13 protein-coding genes are annotated in these 16,220 nt (G+C 64.0%); 3 read left to right on the top strand and 10 right to left on the bottom strand.

The window, feature by feature from the left end; genetic code table 11:
* Positions 1–41 precede the first annotated feature (41 nt).
* Both ACSQ3G_RS11070 and ACSQ3G_RS11065 read right to left on the bottom strand, forming a co-directional pair.
* Entirely contained in the window at positions 42–1,940 is a 1,899-nt protein-coding gene (locus ACSQ3G_RS11070) for an ABC transporter ATP-binding protein (protein WP_436110066.1), read from the bottom strand.
* Between the two features lie 10 nt (positions 1,941–1,950).
* Positions 1,951–3,804 carry an ABC transporter ATP-binding protein gene (locus tag ACSQ3G_RS11065; protein WP_436110065.1) on the bottom strand — a complete coding sequence of 618 codons (1,854 nt, stop codon included), beginning with the start codon at positions 3,802–3,804 and terminating at the stop codon, positions 1,951–1,953.
* Positions 3,805–4,146: 342 nt separating this feature from the next.
* On the opposite strand from ACSQ3G_RS11065, the gene ACSQ3G_RS11060 reads away from it, so the two are divergent.
* The gene (locus tag ACSQ3G_RS11060) at positions 4,147–5,703 is read left to right on the top strand and encodes a VOC family protein (protein WP_436110064.1); all 1,557 of its coding nucleotides are present in this window, start codon (positions 4,147–4,149) and stop codon (positions 5,701–5,703) included.
* Here the strand turns inward: ACSQ3G_RS11060 and ACSQ3G_RS11055 are convergent, their stop codons facing one another.
* The 7 genes from ACSQ3G_RS11055 to ACSQ3G_RS11025 all read right to left on the bottom strand — a co-directional run bounded on the left by ACSQ3G_RS11055 (position 5,704) and on the right by ACSQ3G_RS11025 (position 12,539).
* Positions 5,704–6,795, bottom strand: a complete 1,092-nt coding sequence (locus ACSQ3G_RS11055) for a pyridoxal-phosphate-dependent aminotransferase family protein (RefSeq protein ID WP_436110063.1) — start codon at positions 6,793–6,795, stop codon at positions 5,704–5,706.
* On the bottom strand, positions 6,785–7,582 hold the full coding sequence (locus ACSQ3G_RS11050) for an ABC transporter ATP-binding protein (RefSeq protein ID WP_436110062.1): 798 nt from the start codon (positions 7,580–7,582) through the stop codon (positions 6,785–6,787). The genes ACSQ3G_RS11055 and ACSQ3G_RS11050 overlap by 11 nt, the downstream gene beginning before the upstream one ends.
* Entirely contained in the window at positions 7,579–8,361 is a 783-nt protein-coding gene (locus ACSQ3G_RS11045; RefSeq protein WP_436110061.1) for an ABC transporter ATP-binding protein, read from the bottom strand. The genes ACSQ3G_RS11050 and ACSQ3G_RS11045 overlap by 4 nt, the downstream gene beginning before the upstream one ends.
* Positions 8,358–9,188 carry an ABC transporter permease gene (locus tag ACSQ3G_RS11040; protein WP_436110060.1) on the bottom strand — a complete coding sequence of 277 codons (831 nt, stop codon included), beginning with the start codon at positions 9,186–9,188 and terminating at the stop codon, positions 8,358–8,360. Before ACSQ3G_RS11040 ends, ACSQ3G_RS11045 begins: the two co-directional genes overlap by 4 nt.
* Positions 9,185–10,174 (bottom strand): ABC transporter permease, encoded by a 990-nt coding sequence (locus tag ACSQ3G_RS11035; RefSeq protein ID WP_436110059.1) that lies wholly within the window; start codon positions 10,172–10,174, stop codon positions 9,185–9,187. The genes ACSQ3G_RS11040 and ACSQ3G_RS11035 overlap by 4 nt, the downstream gene beginning before the upstream one ends.
* Before the next feature lie 40 nt (positions 10,175–10,214).
* Positions 10,215–11,819 carry an ABC transporter substrate-binding protein gene (locus ACSQ3G_RS11030; protein ID WP_436110058.1) on the bottom strand — a complete coding sequence of 535 codons (1,605 nt, stop codon included), beginning with the start codon at positions 11,817–11,819 and terminating at the stop codon, positions 10,215–10,217.
* Positions 11,820–11,966: 147 nt separating this feature from the next.
* Positions 11,967–12,539 (bottom strand): TetR/AcrR family transcriptional regulator, encoded by a 573-nt coding sequence (locus ACSQ3G_RS11025; RefSeq protein ID WP_436110057.1) that lies wholly within the window; start codon positions 12,537–12,539, stop codon positions 11,967–11,969.
* Positions 12,540–12,628: 89 nt separating this feature from the next.
* Here ACSQ3G_RS11025 and fabF point away from each other — a divergent pair, with 89 nt between their 5' ends.
* Positions 12,629–13,918, top strand: coding sequence for a beta-ketoacyl-ACP synthase II (gene fabF / locus ACSQ3G_RS11020; protein ID WP_436110056.1), 1,290 nt, complete (start codon positions 12,629–12,631; stop codon positions 13,916–13,918).
* Positions 13,919–13,929: 11 nt separating this feature from the next.
* Positions 13,930–15,108 carry a thiolase family protein gene (locus ACSQ3G_RS11015; RefSeq protein ID WP_436110055.1) on the top strand — a complete coding sequence of 393 codons (1,179 nt, stop codon included), beginning with the start codon at positions 13,930–13,932 and terminating at the stop codon, positions 15,106–15,108.
* Positions 15,109–15,192: 84 nt separating this feature from the next.
* Here the strand turns inward: ACSQ3G_RS11015 and ACSQ3G_RS11010 are convergent, their stop codons facing one another.
* Positions 15,193–16,212 carry an ABC transporter substrate-binding protein gene (locus ACSQ3G_RS11010; protein ID WP_436110054.1) on the bottom strand — a complete coding sequence of 340 codons (1,020 nt, stop codon included), beginning with the start codon at positions 16,210–16,212 and terminating at the stop codon, positions 15,193–15,195.
* Positions 16,213–16,220 lie beyond the last annotated feature (8 nt).

The following is a 16,220-nucleotide window of genomic DNA, read 5'->3' as shown; positions in this document are numbered from 1 at the left end:
ACGGCTTTCAGGGGCGATGAGTGGAGCGGTCCAGACCGGCTTCAGGTCGCCTGCTCGGTCACGGCCTCTTCGATGACATCCTCCGGGATATCGTCGAAGGACGAGTAGTTGAGGTTGTAGAGCTTCGAATAGAGCTTCTTGTTCTTCATCAGCTCGCGGTGATTGCCGCTCTCGATCAGCTCGCCGTTCTGCAGCACGATGATACGGTCCGCCTCTCGGATGGTCGCAAGGCGATGGGCGATGACGAGCCCGGTGCGGCCTTCGAGCAGCTTTACGAGCGCCTTCTGGATCAGCATTTCGGTATAGCTGTCGATATTGGCGGTCGCCTCGTCGAGCACCAGAATTTTCGCGTCCGCCACAAGCGCGCGGGCAAAGCTCAGAAGCTGGCGCTGGCCGAGCGAGAGATTGCCGCCGCGTTGGCCAAGGATGCTTTCGTAACCCTCCGGCATGCGCATGATGAAGTCGTGGGCGCCGACCGCCTTGGCCGCCTCTATCACCTGTTCGCTGGTCGCGTCCGTCTTGTGGTAGCGGATGTTCTCGAACACCGTGCCGGTGAACAGGAACGGCTCCTGCAGCACCATGGCGATCTGCCGCCCGAGCGATTCCTGCGTCAGGTCGCGTACGTCGTGACCGCCGACCAGGACCTGGCCCTGCTGCACGTCATAGAAACGATGGATCAACGACATGCAGCTCGACTTGCCCGAGCCCGTCGGGCCGACCAGCGCGACCGTTTCGCCCGGGTTCACCTTGAAGCTCACCTGTTTCAGGACAGGGTGCTTGGGATTGTAGCCGAAGACCACGTCCTTGAATTCGACCGAGCCGTCCATGTCCGCTGTGAGGACCTTGGCGTTCGGCGCATCCCGGACGTCGACCGGCACGTCCAGCACTTCGGTCAGGCGCTGGCCCGATGCCATGGCGCGCTGCATCACCGAATATTGCAGCGTCAGCGAGCGGATCGGGTCGAAGAAGCGCTGGATGTAGAACAGGAAGGCGACCATGACGCCGACGTCGAGCGCCTGGTTGAGCACGCGGGCACCGCCGACCACGACGACCAGCGCCATCGCAAGGCCAGTCAGCGAGTCGACGATCGGCACCATCACCTGGGCGTATTTCGCCGCGTTCAGATGCGTGTTGAGGTTGGCGCGGGCCTTGTCGTCATAGAGCATGAAGTTGACGCTCTGGCGGTCCATGCTCTGGACGGCGCGCACGCCGTGGATGGCTTCGGCAAGCGCACCGTTGGCGATCGAGTTGGTTTCGTGCGCGGCCATGAACGATTTTCGCGCCCGTGGCAGCCAGAACAGGCGCACGACGAAGAGGACGGGCAGGGCGCAGAGCGTCAGCAGGCCGAGCTTGAAATCGAGCGTCAGCATCACGAAGACGATGCCGAACAGCAGAGTGATATCGCCGACCGAGAGAACCGAGGTTTCGAGGAATTCCTGCATGGAATTGACGTCGCCCTGCAGGCGCGACATCAGGCGGCCGACTTCCGTCTTGTCCATCCAGGAGAGCGAGACGCGCTGCAGATGGGTGAACATTGCCCGGCGGATATCGAAGAGCACGTCTTCGGCCACACCCCCGACCAGCGTTTCCTGCGCATAGCTGGCACCGAAATTGATAATGATCGCCACCAGGAAGGCAACGATCGACCAGATCAATATCGATTGGCTGTCTGCGCCCGCCTGCATGCCGTGGTCGATCGCGTAACGGATGATCAGCGGGATCAGGAGCTGCATGGCCGTGAACGTCAGCACCGCAAGCACGGCCCAATAGATCTTGGTGCGGTAGGGCCGCACGAAACCCCAGATGCGCCTGACGATGTTGCTGTCGAAGACCTTGCCGAAGATTTCCTCTTCGATGCGGTGCGAGCCGACTACCGCGCGGGGCGGGCGCCTGCCGTCGTCACGAACGTCGGAGCGTTCGGTTTCCAGTTCCTCGGCCATATATCCTCCCTCAGGCGCTGAGCGCGTCGTCGCCCGGACGTACCTGCAGATCGTAAAGCGCCTTATAGCGGCCGCCGAGCGCCAGCAGCTCGTCATGCGTTCCGCTTTCGACAATGCGGCCTTCTTCCATGAACAGGATCCGGTCGGCATGCATCAGCGAGCTCAGGCGATGGGCGACGATGATCGTCACCCGGTCGGCTGCATATCTGCGCATCGCGGTGCGGATGCGCTGTTCGGTGCCGGCATCGATTGCCGCCGTCGAGTCATCGAACACCATCACGGCCGGGCGCAGCATAAGCGCACGGGCGATCGACAGGCGCTGCCGCTGGCCGCCGGAGAGCGATACGCCGCGTTCGCCGACGACCGTGCCGTAACCGGTCGGCAGGCCGAGCACGTAATTGTGGAGCTGGGCGCTTTCGCTGGCGCGCTCGATGCGGCCTTCCTTGGCCCAAGGGTCGCCATAGGCGATGTTGTTCTCGATCGTCGTCGTGAACAGAAAACTGTCTTGCTGGACCACGGCCACCGACCGGCGCAGCGACTGCAGCGTGGCGCGGCGGATGTCCTGGCCGTCGATGGTGATCCTGCCGCCCGTCGCATCGTAGAAACGCGGGATCAGGTGAGCCATGGTCGATTTGCCGCTGCCGGGCGGGCCGACGATGCCGATCGTCTCGCCGCGCTTCGCCTCGAAGGACACGCCGGTCAGGACCTGATGTTTCTCGGCGCCCGGATAGGCGAAATCGACATTCTCGAACCGCAGCGTGCCGTCGGTGACCTTCAGCTCCTTGGCGTCATTCTCGTCCTTGATGGCGATATCGAGGTCGAGCAGTTCGAACAGGCGTGCACCGCAGGTGGAGGCGCGGGCAAAGGCGTTGACCATCAGGCCGAGCTGGCGCACCGGCATCTGCAGGATGGTCATGAAGGTGAGGAAGGAGGTGAGTGTGCCGACGGTCATCTCGCCGGCCATTACCTTGGTGCCGCCGACCCAGAGAACGAGGCCCATGGAGGCGAAGAAGGAGAGCGTCATGGCGCTGGTATTGGCGACGCGGATGCCGACGCGCTGATGCGCCAGCGACACCGCGCTCTTCGATGCCGTGTCGAACTTTTCGAGCTCGTGGTCCTGTGCGGCGAAGGCACGCACGACGCGGATGCCGCCGAGGTTTTCCTCCATCACGCGGGTCAGAACCGAAAGCCGTTCCTGGAGGTCGAGCCAGGTGGCGCGCAGCCGGAGCTGCGTCACCGACGACCGCCAGCCGACGAACGGCACGAAGCTCAGGGCCAGCAGTCCGAGCACCACGTCGGTCGACAGCAGAAGATAGGCGCCGATGCCGATCAGCACGGTCAGCAGGACCATGCGCACCAGCGCGGTCGAAAAATACATGCGCACGCCTTCGAGGTCGAGCAGCCCGACGGTGATCAGGTCGCCCGAATGCATGCTGTCGTGGAAGCTGAAGGAGAGCCGCTGGATCTTCTCGTAACAGGCAAGCCGGAGGCGATAGCCCATATGGTGGCCGACCGCCTCGCTGTAGTAGTTCTGGAACAGGGTGAAAACGCCGCGGAGCACGCTGGCGCCGAGCAGCAGCAGGGCGGTCGTCAGCAGCGCATCCTGGGCCGCCTGGCCGGCATCGCCCCCGGTCAGCGCCACCTGCGTGTGGTCCACCGCCTGGCCAAGCAGCCGCGGGATCATCAGCTGGAAGGCGCAGGCGATCAGGGTTGCGCCGATCGCGAAGCTCGATTGCCACGGATGACGGAAGGCCATGACGGTAATGCGGGTCAGTATCGAGAAGCCTTTGCCCCAACCTGCCGCATTCACCAGCGCCAACGAAGCCGACGGCTTCGCGGCGCGAACTGTTGCATCGCTGCTCACGGGTTTATTCCAAAATGAACTACAGAGCCGGAAAAATATCCGGAAAGACGGCCATTATGAGATGAAGATTCGGGACCTCGATCTAGCCTGCATAATGGTGCTGAATCAGTCAACCGATTTGGACCAAAAACCGAGCCCGCTGTGGTGAATTTTTGACCTGTGTGGCGCCTGAATTTTCAGCAACGAGCCTGCCGGTATTCCAATGCCTGAGCATGCGGATGAGGGAGGGAAATGCCCATCAGGATGTTGACCGCGGTTTCTTTTGTCGCCGTGCATATCGCAAGGTCGGTTCCGGGCTGATATCGTCGCGCCGTAACTCACGAGAAAAGGTTCGGCTTTCGCATGACCAGCGGCCTGCATCACATCACCGCCATCACCCGCAAGATCCAGGCGAATGTCGATTTCTACACGGGCTTTCTCGGCCTGCGGCTCGTCAAGAGGACGGCAGGCTTCGAGGATGCCCGCCAGCTTCACCTGTTCTACGGCGATGGTGCGGCGACACCCGGTTCGCTGGTGACCTTCCTCGCCTGGGAGGATGGCTCGCTTGGACGCGTCGGGCATGGTGCGCCGAGCGAGATCAGTTTTGCAATTGCGCCCGAGGCAATCGGTTTCTGGCTGACGCGCGCGCTGCAGTTCAACGTCAAGCTTTCCGGCCCGGCCCAGGAGTTTGGAGAACCGGTGCTGCGGCTGACCGACCCCGACGGCATCATCGTCAAGCTCGTCGGCGTGGAGGAGACGACGCCCTGGGTCTGGTGGAGCGGTGGCGGCATAAGCGAGGTGGATGCGATCCGCAAGCTCCATGGCGCGACGATCCTTTCCGAAAAGCCGGAGCAGACCGCTACGTTTCTGACGCGGCACATGGGGCTTCGGCTCGGGCCGAAAGAGGGCAATATCCAGCGGCTGGTGTCGGATGCGCGAGATATCGTCGATGTCCGCGATGCGGGCGGTTTCTGGACTGCCGCGCCCGGCACCGGCACGATCGACCATATCGCGTTTCGCGCCGTCGATCTGCCTCAGGTCGAGGCGGTGCATGCGAAATTGCTGGTGGAGGACGCCGGCGAGATGAACATGCATGACCGGCATTATTTCCACTCGCTCTACGTCCGCGAGCCGTCCGGCACGCTGATCGAACTGGCGACGGACGGGCCGGGTTTCATGGCGGACGAGCCGATTGAAACGCTGGGGTCCGAGTTGTTTATCCCGACGCATTTCAAGGAAGACCACGATGTCCTGCGGGTCATGCTGCCGCAGTTCGGCCTGCCGGGGGAGGAGCGCATCATTTATCGCGACCTGCCTTTCGTGCACCGCATCCACATGCCGGAGAGCTGGGATGGTTCGACGCTGGTGCTGCTGCACGGCAGCGGCGGCAATGAGACGACCATGCTGCCCTTCGGACGTAAGGCGGCTCCGAACGCCATGCTGATCGGGGTGCGCGGGCGATCGACGGACGAGGGGCATCCGCGATATTTTCGTCGTTTCACGGAGACGACGTTCGATCAGAAGGAGATCGTCTCGGAAGCGGAGGCCTTCGTCGCCTTCGTGGAGGAACTGGGCCCAGCCTATGGCGTCGATCCGGCGCGGACGGCCTTTGCCGGCTGGTCCAACGGCGGCAACATGATCGGCGCGGTGATGCAGCTTCATCCGGAGTTGATCCGCAAAGCTGTCCTGCTGCGGTCGATGAACTGCCTGGAAGATCGGCCGGCAGTCGATCTTTCCGGCACGCATGTCCTGTCGCTCAGCGCGACCGACGATTTTTACGGTTCGCTGGCCCGGGAACTCGAAGAGCGGCTTCTCGCTGACGGAGCGGAACTTACCGCCAGGACGCTCGATGCCAACCACGGGATCGGCACCGAGGACGAGATGATCGCCCACGACTGGCTGGTGGAAAAAGGCTTCTGATCAATCGCCGTAATGCAGGGCGATGGCGTCGACGGCGGCGGATATGTCTGCTTTGAACCCCCGCCGCCGAAGCGCCATGCCATAGGCCGTCAGGTTGCCAAGCACGATATCGAAACGGGCGCGCTGGCCGGTGTGGTTGAGCCGGATCAGCCGTTCGGCGCCGGGGCCGACGCCGGCGGAAAGCTCGATGCCGCGCGGGGCGACGGAGAGCACGGCGGCTGGATCGGCTGCGGCCGGAAGCCTGGCCGCCGTCACCAGGTTCGAACCATGCAAGGCATCGACCCAGAGTTCGCCGCCCATGGCAGCGAGTGCCGCACGGGTCGCGCGAGCTGCGCGGACATGCCGGGCGACGATCGCATCGATGCCCTCCGCCTCGGCGCGATCGAGGGCGGCTTCGAGCGCGAAAAATTCCAGCGGGGCGGTGGTGCCTGATAACGCGCCGCGGCCGGTTTCGAGCCAGGCTTTCTGGTCGATAAGCGAGAGAATGGAATCCCTTGGCGCCCCTTGTTTAGAAATCAGTTTCCAGGCGGCCGGGCTGACGGAGAGCGCCGAAACCCCGGCTGGTCCCGCCAGCGCCTTCTGCGGACCGATGACGGCGACGTCGATGCCGAGCTCGTCGATGCTAAGCGCATGACCGCCGATCGAAGCGACCGCATCCACCACCGTGACGATGCCGCGCGAGCGGGCGAGCGCGACGATCTCCTCCAGCGGGTTGCGGATGCCGCTTGCCGATTCCGCATGGACGAGGGCCAGAACCTTGATGTCCGGATGTGCATTCAGCGCCGCCTCGACCGCTTCCAGCCTGATCGGACGGGCGGGCTCTGCGGCGAGATCGACGACCTCGGCGCCGCCGCGCCGGAGCCAGGTGCCGAACCATCCGCCATACATGCTGGTGACGATGTTGATCGCCTTCAGGCCGGGTCGGGCGAGGCTGAGGGCGGCCGCTTCCAGCGCGACGACGGCCTCCGCCTGGATCAGCAGGACGTCGTTTCGGGTCTTCAGGATTTTGGCGATCCGGTCGGCGATAGCAGCGTAACGCGCGGTGGGGAAAGAGGGGGCGTCGTTCAGCGGGTTCCAGCGGTCAAACGTCATGGGATGGTCCTTCCGTTGGTTCCGTCAAAAGGCGCGGCACGGCGTTGATCAGCGCCTTAGCTGCAGGCGATTGCGGATTTTCGATCACCTGCCGCATCGGTCCGGTCTCGACCAGTCGCCCCGCATCCATGACGGCGATCCGGTGCGAGACGGCGCGCAGGACGGCGAGATCGTGCGAGACGAAAAGATAGCTGATGCCGCGCTCTTCTTGTAGCTCGACCAGCAGTTCGAGGATCTTGCCGCGGATCGAGACGTCCAGCGCCGATACCGCCTCGTCGAGCACGATCAGCGATGGTTTTGTGGCGATGGCACGGGCAATGGCGATACGCTGTCGCTGGCCGCCGGAAATGTCGCGGATCGATCGCTCGGCATAACTTGCCGGCAGGCCGACGCGGTCGAGAAGCGCTGCGATTTCTTGTCCGCGCTCGGCTTTCGGCACGATGGCGTGGATGCGCAATGGATCATCCAGGACCGAGGCGACGGTCGCGCGCGGATTGAAGGCGCCGAGCACATCCTGAAACACCATCTGCATCCTGGCGCGGCGATGGCGGAGATTGGCGCCGGACAGCGAGAGCCAGTCGTCGCCCTCAAATCGGATGGCGCCGGCATCGGCCGGCAGCAGTCGCATCAGGATGCGGGCGAGGGTGGATTTTCCGCTGCCCGAGGCGCCGACGAGGCCCAGCGTCTCACCGGGTCCCAGCGTCAACGAGACATCGCTGACCGCCGCAACCTCGCGGCCGCCGGAGGAGAAACGCTTCGAGAGATTTTCAATCGCGAGCAGCGTCACAGCGCGGCCTCCCGAATGAGCGGAGGTGTCGCGAGATCGCGATGGCTGGCGATCAGGGTTTTCGTGTAGGCTTCTCTGGGGGACGAGAGAACAAGTCCGGTCAGGCCCGATTCCACCAGCCTCCCGTCCTTGAAGATTGCCACCCGGTTCGCAAACCCAGAAGCCAGCGCGATGTCATGGGTGATGAAGATCAGCGTCATGCCGGCCTCGCGAACCAGTTCGTCGAGGAGCGAGACGATCTCGGCCTGCACGACCATGTCGAGCGCACTGGTCGCCTCGTCGGCGATCAGGATGCCGGGCTTGGCGGAAAGGGCGGCGGCAATCGCGACGCGCTGGCGCTGGCCGCCGGAAAGCTGGTGCGGAAAGGCTTTCATCGCCTTGTCCGGCTCCGGAATGCGGACTCGCTCCAGCATTTTTAGCGCATGGGCATAGGCCTCTGTCCAGGACAGGCGGAGATGTCGGCGGGCGCTTTCGGCCACCTGTTCACCGACGCTGAGTACCGGGTTGAGGCTGGAGGATGGGTCCTGGAAAACGAAGCCGAGATCGCGGCCGGGCAAAGGCGGCTCGCCAGAAGACCATCGGATTTCGCCTGCCGGTTTCGCACCCGGCGGCAACAGCCCCGCCAGGGCTCGCGCGAGCGTGCTTTTACCGGAACCGCTTTCGCCGATGATCGCCAGCCGCTCGCCGGCGACGATGTCGAGGTCGAGCTGATCCAGCGCCGGCAGCGTCTGGCTGCGATAGGTGACCGAGAGGTTGCTGATTTCGCAAAGCGTGCTCATGGCTCCAGCCTCCGGCCGCCAAGCGCCTTGGTCAGGCCTTCGCTGAAGAGGTAGACGCCGACGACGGTCACCACCAGCGCGATGCCCGGGAAGATCGATAGCGACGGCGAGGAGCGCAGGATATTGCGGCCTTCGGCGATCATCGAGCCCCAGGTGACGACGTTCGGATCGCCGAGGCCGAGGAAGGAAAGGGCGGCTTCGGTGAGGATCGCCGCCGCGACGATGATCGCTGACAGAGCCAGCACCGGCGGCAGGGCGTTCGGTAATATCTCCCGGAAGGCGATTTCGGCCGGATGCATGCCGATCACCCGAGCGGAGGCAACATAATCCCTCTCGCGGATGGAAAGCACCTGCGCCCGCGTCAGCCGCGCCGGATCGGCCCAGGCGCCGAGCGCGATCGCCAGAACCACGACCGGCACCGAGGCGCCGATGACGCTGACGAAGGCGAGCGCCAGCAGGAAGCTCGGGACGATCTGGAAGGCATCGACGACGCGCATCAGCCCTTCGTCGACCAGGCCGCCGGCGAAGCCGGCCGTCAACCCGACGCAGAGGCCGATGGCAATCGCCGCCAGCGCCGCGGCAAGGCCGACCGCCAGCGACGTGCGGGTTCCGTGGATTATGCCGGCCAGCACGTCGCGGCCGAGCCGGTCGGTGCCGAGCGGAAAGGCGGGGTCAGTAAAGGGCGGCAGCAGCGCTCGGCCGGCGATGCGCAGCGGATCACCCGGCGACAGCGCCGGCGCAAACAGGGCCACGAGCACCAGAGCCACAAGGATGCCGAGCCCGATCGCGCCTTCCGGCGTCCGGATGAGATCGCGAAGGAGCCTCATGAATTGGGCTCCGAGGCACCGACGCGAGGGTCTAGAGCTGCATAAACGAGATCGACGAGGAGATTGACGCAGATGACCAGCACGGCGCTGACAACGATGATGCCCATCAGCAGCGGCGCATCGCGGCCGCTGACGGCCTCCTGCGCCAGCCGGCCGAAACCAGGTATGGCAAAGATGCTCTCGATGACGACGCTGCCGCCGAGCATGGCGGCCGATTGCAGGCCGAGCATGGTGACGAGCGGCAGCATCGCATTGCGCGCTACATGGCGCAGCACGATGCGGCTGCGGGACAGCCCCTTGGAGCGGGCGAAAAGCACGAAATCCAGCGTCCATGCCTCCGCCATGCCGGAGCGCATCACCCGCAGGAACAGCGCCATGTAGATCAGCGCCAGCGCGCCGACCGGCAGGATGAGATGCCTGGCGATATCTGCGGCGCGGGCAAGGCCCACCTTGCCGGAGGCGATGGTCTCGATGCCCGAGGTCGGCAGCCAGCGGAGCTGCACCGCAAAGACGATGCTGAGCACCAGTCCGAGCCAGAAGCTCGGGATCGCGTAAAGAATGAGGGAACAGGTGGAAAGCACTCTGTCCATTGCACTTTCAGGCTTTGCGCCGGCGATGATGCCGAACGCGGAACCGAGCCCGAAGGAAAGCGCCGTGGCGCTGCCCATCAGCAGCAGCGTGTTTGGCAGGCGCTCAAGAATGAGGTCGAGAACCGGCCGCCCGAAGGCGACCGACCAGCCGAGATCGAGCCTTACAAGCGAGGAGAAATAGAGCCAGAGCCGGGCGAGCATCGACTGGTCGAGGCCGTAGGCCCGGCGCAACGACTGGGCGACCGTCGCGTCGCCGCCGCCGATCGACAGGAGATAGGCATCCACCGCATCGCCGGAGGCGGATTCGAGCAGGAGGAAGGTCAGGACGACGACGATCAGCAGCACCGGAATGCTGCTGATCGCGCGACGTCGGATCAATCGAAGGGCTCGGTTCACGCCGGAAAGCGCCTCTTTATCGGATAGTTCGTCAAGCCTATCACGATTTCAGCGCGGTATCCGACCAGTTGGACACGGCCCAGCGGGGATTGTTGGAGACGTTCTGCACCGTGTCGCGCGCCACCGTGATGAAGCCCCATTCGGCGACGTTGATCAGCGGCAGGTCGGTGGCGACAATCTTCTGGAACTGCTTGTAGAGTTCCGTGCGGGCTGCGGTATCGACCGTTTCCGCCGCCTTGGCAATGATGCCGTCGAGCTCCTTGTTCTCGTAGCCGCCCTGGTTGGAGAAGGGCACGCCGGCCGGGATGCCGGACCGGACGAGGATGGTCGTCGAGATCGCCGGGTCACCGCGGAAGACCGGCGGGCCGATGGCGAGATCGAAATCGTGATCCGTGTAGACCGCCTTCTGGTGGGCCGCCGAATCCGCATTGATGAGCTGTGCATCGATGCCGACTGCCGCGAGCGCCTGGCGCAGGTAGTCGCCGAACTGCTTGGTCTCGTTGAAATAGGGCGCCGGGCGCAGTTTCAGCGAGAAGCGGGTGCCATTGGCGCCCTTCTTGTAACCGGCTTCGTCGAGCAGAGCGTTCGCCTTGGCGGTGTCGAAAGCGTAGGTCGGCACGCTGGCATCATAGAATTCCGGCGCATTCTTCGGCACCGGGCCGGTGGAGGCAGCGGCGTAACCGAGGAAGATCGTGTCGACGACGAATTTCTTGTCGATCGCATGGGCGATCGCCTGGCGCACCTTGACGTCACCGAGCTCCTTGCGGCGATGGTTGATCTCGACCACGAGCTGGTAGGTTAGCGCCTCATAGCCCTTGGAGATGACCTTGATGCCCGGCACCTTGGAGATGCGGGCGAGATCGGTGAGCGGCACGGCCGAGAACGCTGCAAGCTGGATTTCCTCCGCTTCCAGTGCGGCACCTGCGCCGGCGCGATCCGGCAGGACTCGGAAGATGATCTCGTCGAGCTTCGGCTCGCCCTTGCCCCAGTAGTCAGCGTTCCTGGTCAGGCGGTAATATTCGCCCGGCTTGTATTCCGTAAGCTTGAACGGGCCGGTGCCGACCAGCTTCACATTGGCCGGGTTGGTGGCGATGTCGGTGCCTTCATAGAGATGTTTCGGCACGACGCTGCTGACCACGGGCAAGGCGTTGCGGATGAGCTGCAGCGGTGTCGGTTTGGAGAACTTGAAGACCGCGGTTGTCGCGTCCGGTGTCTCGACCGCTTCGAGATTGGCGAAGACGAGGCGGCCTAGGTTCTGCAGCGGCTTCCAGATGCTGAGCGCCGAATAGGCGACGTCGGCGGAGGTGAACGGCTTGCCGTCATGCCATTCGACGCCCTCGCGCAGCTTGAAGGTGACCGACTTGCCATCGGCCGAGCCTTCCCAGGACGTGGCGAGGCGCGGCGCCAAGCCGTCCTTGCCGTCGAAGGAGGCTTCGGCGAGCGGCTCGACCACCTTGCTCGCGATGAAGAACACGCCGTTCGAGGCGACGATCGCCGGGTTGAGGTTTTTAGGTTCGGAATCAGCGGCGACGACCAGCCGGCTGCCGGTGCCTTGCGCAAGGGCGAAAGTCGGCAAAGCCGTCGAGGCGAGCAGTGTGCCGCCTGCCTGCAAAAGGGTCCGTCGGGATAGGGTGGCGATCGTCATTGCTCTCTCCTGCATCCAGCCATTTTTCAGCATATTGCCAGCGAAATGTGTGGTCGCACAGGCAGGAAATTCCTCTCTCGGGCATTCGGGAACAAATTCTTGGGCGCGGAGGGGTGGAAGGTGAATTTTCCATTGCGCCATAAAGGCTTAGTGCCGGGTCTCCAGCTTGTCGCGAAGGGTGGCGAGGATCTCTTCCGCGAGCGGCGCATCGCCGACCGCGCGAGCGAGCGTCATCCCGCCGACCATCTGAGACAGGATGACGATCGACTTGCGGCGCCGATCCTCGTCGCCATCGCCATCAACGATCTCCTCCAGCAGCTGGAGGTGGTTTTCGATGCCTTCGGCGAACACGGATTGCACCGCTTCGCCCTGCCGAGAGGCGTCGGCGCAGAGAGAGGCGAGAGTGCAGCCCTTGGCTTTGAAGATCAGGTTCGGCCGGGACAGATACATGCTTGCGATCGCCTTGAGGGCCTTTTCGCGGGTATGTCCGATGGTCTCCCGCCAGGCGGCTGCGTTGAGCGCAAGCGCCTGGCGCGTCGCCTCGGCTGCCAGATCCACCTTGGATTTGAACTGGCCGTAAAATCCCCCATGCGTCAGGCCCGCCGCCTTCATCAGGTCGGCGATGCCGATGCCGTCAAAGCCGTATTCGCGGAACAGTTCGCCCGCTTTCAACACCACGCGGGCGCGGTTTTCCTCGGCTTCCTGGCGGCTCACCTTCATCGTCTTCTCCTTCGAATACCTTGACTCTTATATTTGGATCGTCATTTAAAGGAGATAAATGATGATCAAAATTTAAATCGAGGTGAAACATGCCGGCAAGACCGAGCGACAGAATAGTGATCACCGGCATGGGCATGGTCTCGCCGCTTGCCAGCGGCGTGGAAGCTACCTGGAAACGCCTGATCGAGGGCCGTTCCGGCCTGCGCAGGCTGTCCGACGAGGTGGTGCCGGATATCGACGCCAAGGTCGGCGGCGTGGTGCCCGGCATCGAGGAGGACGAGTTCGGTTTCAATATCGACCTTGCGGTGCCGCACAAGGAGCGCAAGAAGATGGACCGCTTCATCGCATTTGCGCTCGAAGCCTCGCGGCAGGCGCTGGACCAGTCCGGCTGGGTCGCCGATACCGACGACAAGCAGGACCGCACCGCGACGATTATCGCCTCCGGCATCGGCGGGTTCCATTCGATCGCCGAGGCGGTGCGCACGGTGGACGCCCGCGGCGCCGGCCGGCTTTCGCCCTTCACTGTCCCGTCCTTCCTCGTCAATCTTGCGGCCGGCCATGTCTCCATTCGTTACGGTTTCAAGGGGCCGATCGGCGCGCCGGTGACGGCCTGCGCAGCAAGCGTCCAGGCGATCGGCGACGGCGTGCGGATGATCAGGAGCGGCGAAGTCGATGTTGCGCTCTGCGGCGGCACCGAAGCCTGCATCAACCGCGTGGCACTTGGCGGATTTGCGGCGGCACGTGGTCTCTCCACAGCCTTCAACGATACGCCTGAAAAGGCGTCGCGGCCGTTCGATGCCGCACGCGACGGTTTCGTCATGGGCGAGGGGGCCGGCATCGTCGTCGTCGAAACGCTCGAACACGCGCTTGCGCGCGGCGCGACCCCGCTTGTCGAAGTGGTCGGTTACGGCACCAGTGCCGATGCCTATCACCTGACCGCCGGTCCGGCCGATGGTTCCGGGGCGAAAAGGGCGGTCCAGCGAGCACTGCAGATGGCAGGCCTTCAACCCGATGCGATCGGTTATCTCAACGCGCATGCCACATCGACACCGGTGGGTGACGCGGGCGAGCTCGCGGCCATCAAATCGGTTTTCGGCACCAGCAACGGCCCGGCGATCTCCTCGACCAAGTCGGCGACCGGCCATCTGCTCGGTGCGGCCGGCGGGCTTGAGGCAATCATCACCGCACTGGCGCTGCGAGACGGCATCTTGCCGCCAACGCTCAATCTCGAAGATCCCGATCCGCTCGCCGAAGGGCTCGATCTCATCGGCCCGCAGGCCCGTCACGCCGAGGTTGAATATGCGCTGTCCAACGGTTTCGGCTTCGGCGGCGTCAATGCCAGCGTCATCCTGCGCCGCTTCGACGAAAACGCAATCTAGGGAGAACCGCCATGACCGAAGTTGTCATCGTCCAGCCGGTGCGTACCGCGATCGGCAAATATAACGGCTCACTCGCCGGCATACCGGCCGTCGATCTTGGTGCTGCGGTGATCCGCGAGACGATCGCGCGCTCCGGCCTTGACGCTTCCAAGGTGGCCTCGGTCACCATGGGTAACGTCGTCCAGGCCGGCAACAAAATGAACCCGGCGCGGCAGGCGGCGATCCATGGCGGCCTGCCGGTCTCGGTGCCGGCAGTCACGGTCAACCGCGTCTGCGGTTCGGGTGCCGAGGCGATCGCCAGTGCTGCCAAGGACATCTGGCTCGGCCATGCCAGGGCAGCCATTGCCGGCGGCATGGAGAACATGGACCGCGCGCCCTACCTGATGAGCGGCGGCCGCTGGGGTTATCGCATGGGCCATGCGGAAATTTTCGACAGCATGCTGCTCGACGGCCTTCACGATGCGTTTTCGGACCGACATTCCGGCTGGCATACCGAAGACATGATCACATCGCAGCAGATCAGCCGTGCGGACCAGGATCGCTGGGCGGCGCGTTCGCAACAGCGGTTCAGCGCCGCGCAGGCGGAAGGCAGGTTTGCAGCCGAGATCGTTGGCATCGACCTTCCGGTGAAGGGCGGCGTGAAAAGTTTTGCCGCCGACGAAACGCCGAGGCCGGATACCACGATAGAGGCGCTTGCCAAGCTCAAGCCGGCCTTCCGCGACGAGGGCACGATCACCGCCGGCAATGCGCCGGGCCTCAACAGCGGCGCGGCGGCGATGATCGTCGCCGACCGGGCGTTTGCCGAAGGTAGGGGCCTGCGCCCGATGGCGCGGCTGGTGTCCTATGGCGTTGCCGCCGTCGAACCCGGCATGTTCGCGCTCGCGCCGATCCCGGCCGTCAATGAGGCGCTGGAGCGTGCCGGCTGGGCGGTCGGCGATATCGAGCGGATCGAGATCAACGAGGCCTATGCGGCGGTGCCGCTCGCGGTCCTTAAAGGGCTCGGCCTGCCGGAGGATATCGCCAATGTCGAAGGCGGGGCGGTGGCGCACGGCCATCCGATCGGCGCGACCGGCGCGATCCTGACGACGCGGCTTCTCCATTCGATGCAGCGCGACGGCCTGAAGCGCGGTGTGGTGACGCTCTGCATCGGCGGCGGCCAGGGCATCGCGCTGGCGCTCGAAATGCTGTGATAGGAGCAGCAAAAAGCGCGGCGAGAGGGATTGCCGCGCTTTCCGTCTATCCAGGCAGAGAGGACCTTAGGGTCTTGGAGACCCTTACGGATAGATTTTCTTGGCCAGATCCATCATCGGGCCGTATTCGTTCATCTCGCGGGTGCCGAGCAGCTTGGCGCCGGCGAAGCGCTTGGATTCCGGGTCGAGCTGGTCTTCGACACCCTTGGCAACCGGCAGCATCCAGGCCTTGGCGTAGGTGACCTGCGATTCCATGTCGAGGAAGTGGTTGATGAACAGTTTTGACGCGTTCGGATGCGGTGCGTTCTTCATCATCGCGAAATGGATCGACACGTAGGGCACCCCTTCCGGCGGCACGATCACCTTGATCGGCAGGCCCTTCAGGTCGTTGGCGAATGCGAACATCTGCGGAATGTAGACCGGATATTCGCCCCGGGCGACACGCTTGGCGTCATTGCGCAGGTCGCGGCTGAAGACCGGCTTGTTCCCGGCGAGCTTCTCGTTGAATGCTTGGCCGAGGGCCTTGTGGAAGACGACGAACATCGTGCCGCCGGAACCGAGCGGGCGCATGTCGTCGGAGAGGATCTTGCCCTTCCATTTCGGGTCGGCAAGGTCCTTCCAGCTCTTCGGTTCGTCTTCCGGCTTGACCAGGCTGGTGTTGACCAGGATGCCGTAGGCCTGCAGGAAACCCGGCACGTGGGTGTCGGTGATCTCCTTCCTCATGTCCTCGCGGATATTGGCGACGTTGGGGATGGTGCCGAGCGGCTGTACGAGGGTGCCCTGGGTGACGCCGGTCTCGATCGAGTTCGCCGAATGCATCTGGATATCGGCGATGAAACGGCCGGCGGCCTGTTCGGCGCGCAGGCGCTCGGTCAGTTCGCTGGCGCGCAGATCGAGCGACTCGACCTTGATGCCGTATTTCTTCTGAAAGCTTTCGACGACGGCGAGAAAGTTCGGGGCGCCGAGCTGCGAATTGTAGACGGTGACGGTGCCTTCCTTCTTGGCGGCTTCCACCACCTTGTTCCAGTCGGCATCCTGCGCAAGCGCTGGGCTACAGAGCATCGCGCCGAGCATGAGCGCGGCCAATTTGGTGATGAGCGACATTTTTCCTC

The sequence above is a fragment of the Neorhizobium tomejilense genome (assembly GCF_964254135.1).
In the GTDB taxonomy this organism is placed as follows: Bacteria; Pseudomonadota; Alphaproteobacteria; order Rhizobiales; family Rhizobiaceae; genus Neorhizobium; species Neorhizobium tomejilense.
The sequence above is the reverse complement of the archived record's forward strand: the minus strand, read 5'-3'. Positions and strand labels throughout refer to the sequence as shown.

What these genes read in the sequence shown, in the direction of transcription:
- ACSQ3G_RS11070 (WP_436110066.1), bottom strand. Translation starts at nt 1,940, where the DNA reads ATGGCCGAGGAACTGGAAACCGAACGCTCCGACGTTCGTGACGACGGC.
- ACSQ3G_RS11060 (WP_436110064.1), top strand. Translation starts at nt 4,147, where the DNA reads ATGACCAGCGGCCTGCATCACATCACCGCCATCACCCGCAAGATCCAG.
- ACSQ3G_RS11055 (WP_436110063.1), bottom strand. Translation starts at nt 6,795, where the DNA reads ATGACGTTTGACCGCTGGAACCCGCTGAACGACGCCCCCTCTTTCCCC.
- ACSQ3G_RS11045 (WP_436110061.1), bottom strand. Translation starts at nt 8,361, where the DNA reads ATGAGCACGCTTTGCGAAATCAGCAACCTCTCGGTCACCTATCGCAGC.
- ACSQ3G_RS11040 (WP_436110060.1), bottom strand. Translation starts at nt 9,188, where the DNA reads ATGAGGCTCCTTCGCGATCTCATCCGGACGCCGGAAGGCGCGATCGGG.
- ACSQ3G_RS11030 (WP_436110058.1), bottom strand. Translation starts at nt 11,819, where the DNA reads ATGACGATCGCCACCCTATCCCGACGGACCCTTTTGCAGGCAGGCGGC.
- ACSQ3G_RS11025 (WP_436110057.1), bottom strand. Translation starts at nt 12,539, where the DNA reads ATGAAGGTGAGCCGCCAGGAAGCCGAGGAAAACCGCGCCCGCGTGGTG.
- fabF (WP_436110056.1), top strand. Translation starts at nt 12,629, where the DNA reads ATGCCGGCAAGACCGAGCGACAGAATAGTGATCACCGGCATGGGCATG.
- ACSQ3G_RS11015 (WP_436110055.1), top strand. Translation starts at nt 13,930, where the DNA reads ATGACCGAAGTTGTCATCGTCCAGCCGGTGCGTACCGCGATCGGCAAA.
- ACSQ3G_RS11010 (WP_436110054.1), bottom strand. Translation starts at nt 16,212, where the DNA reads ATGTCGCTCATCACCAAATTGGCCGCGCTCATGCTCGGCGCGATGCTC.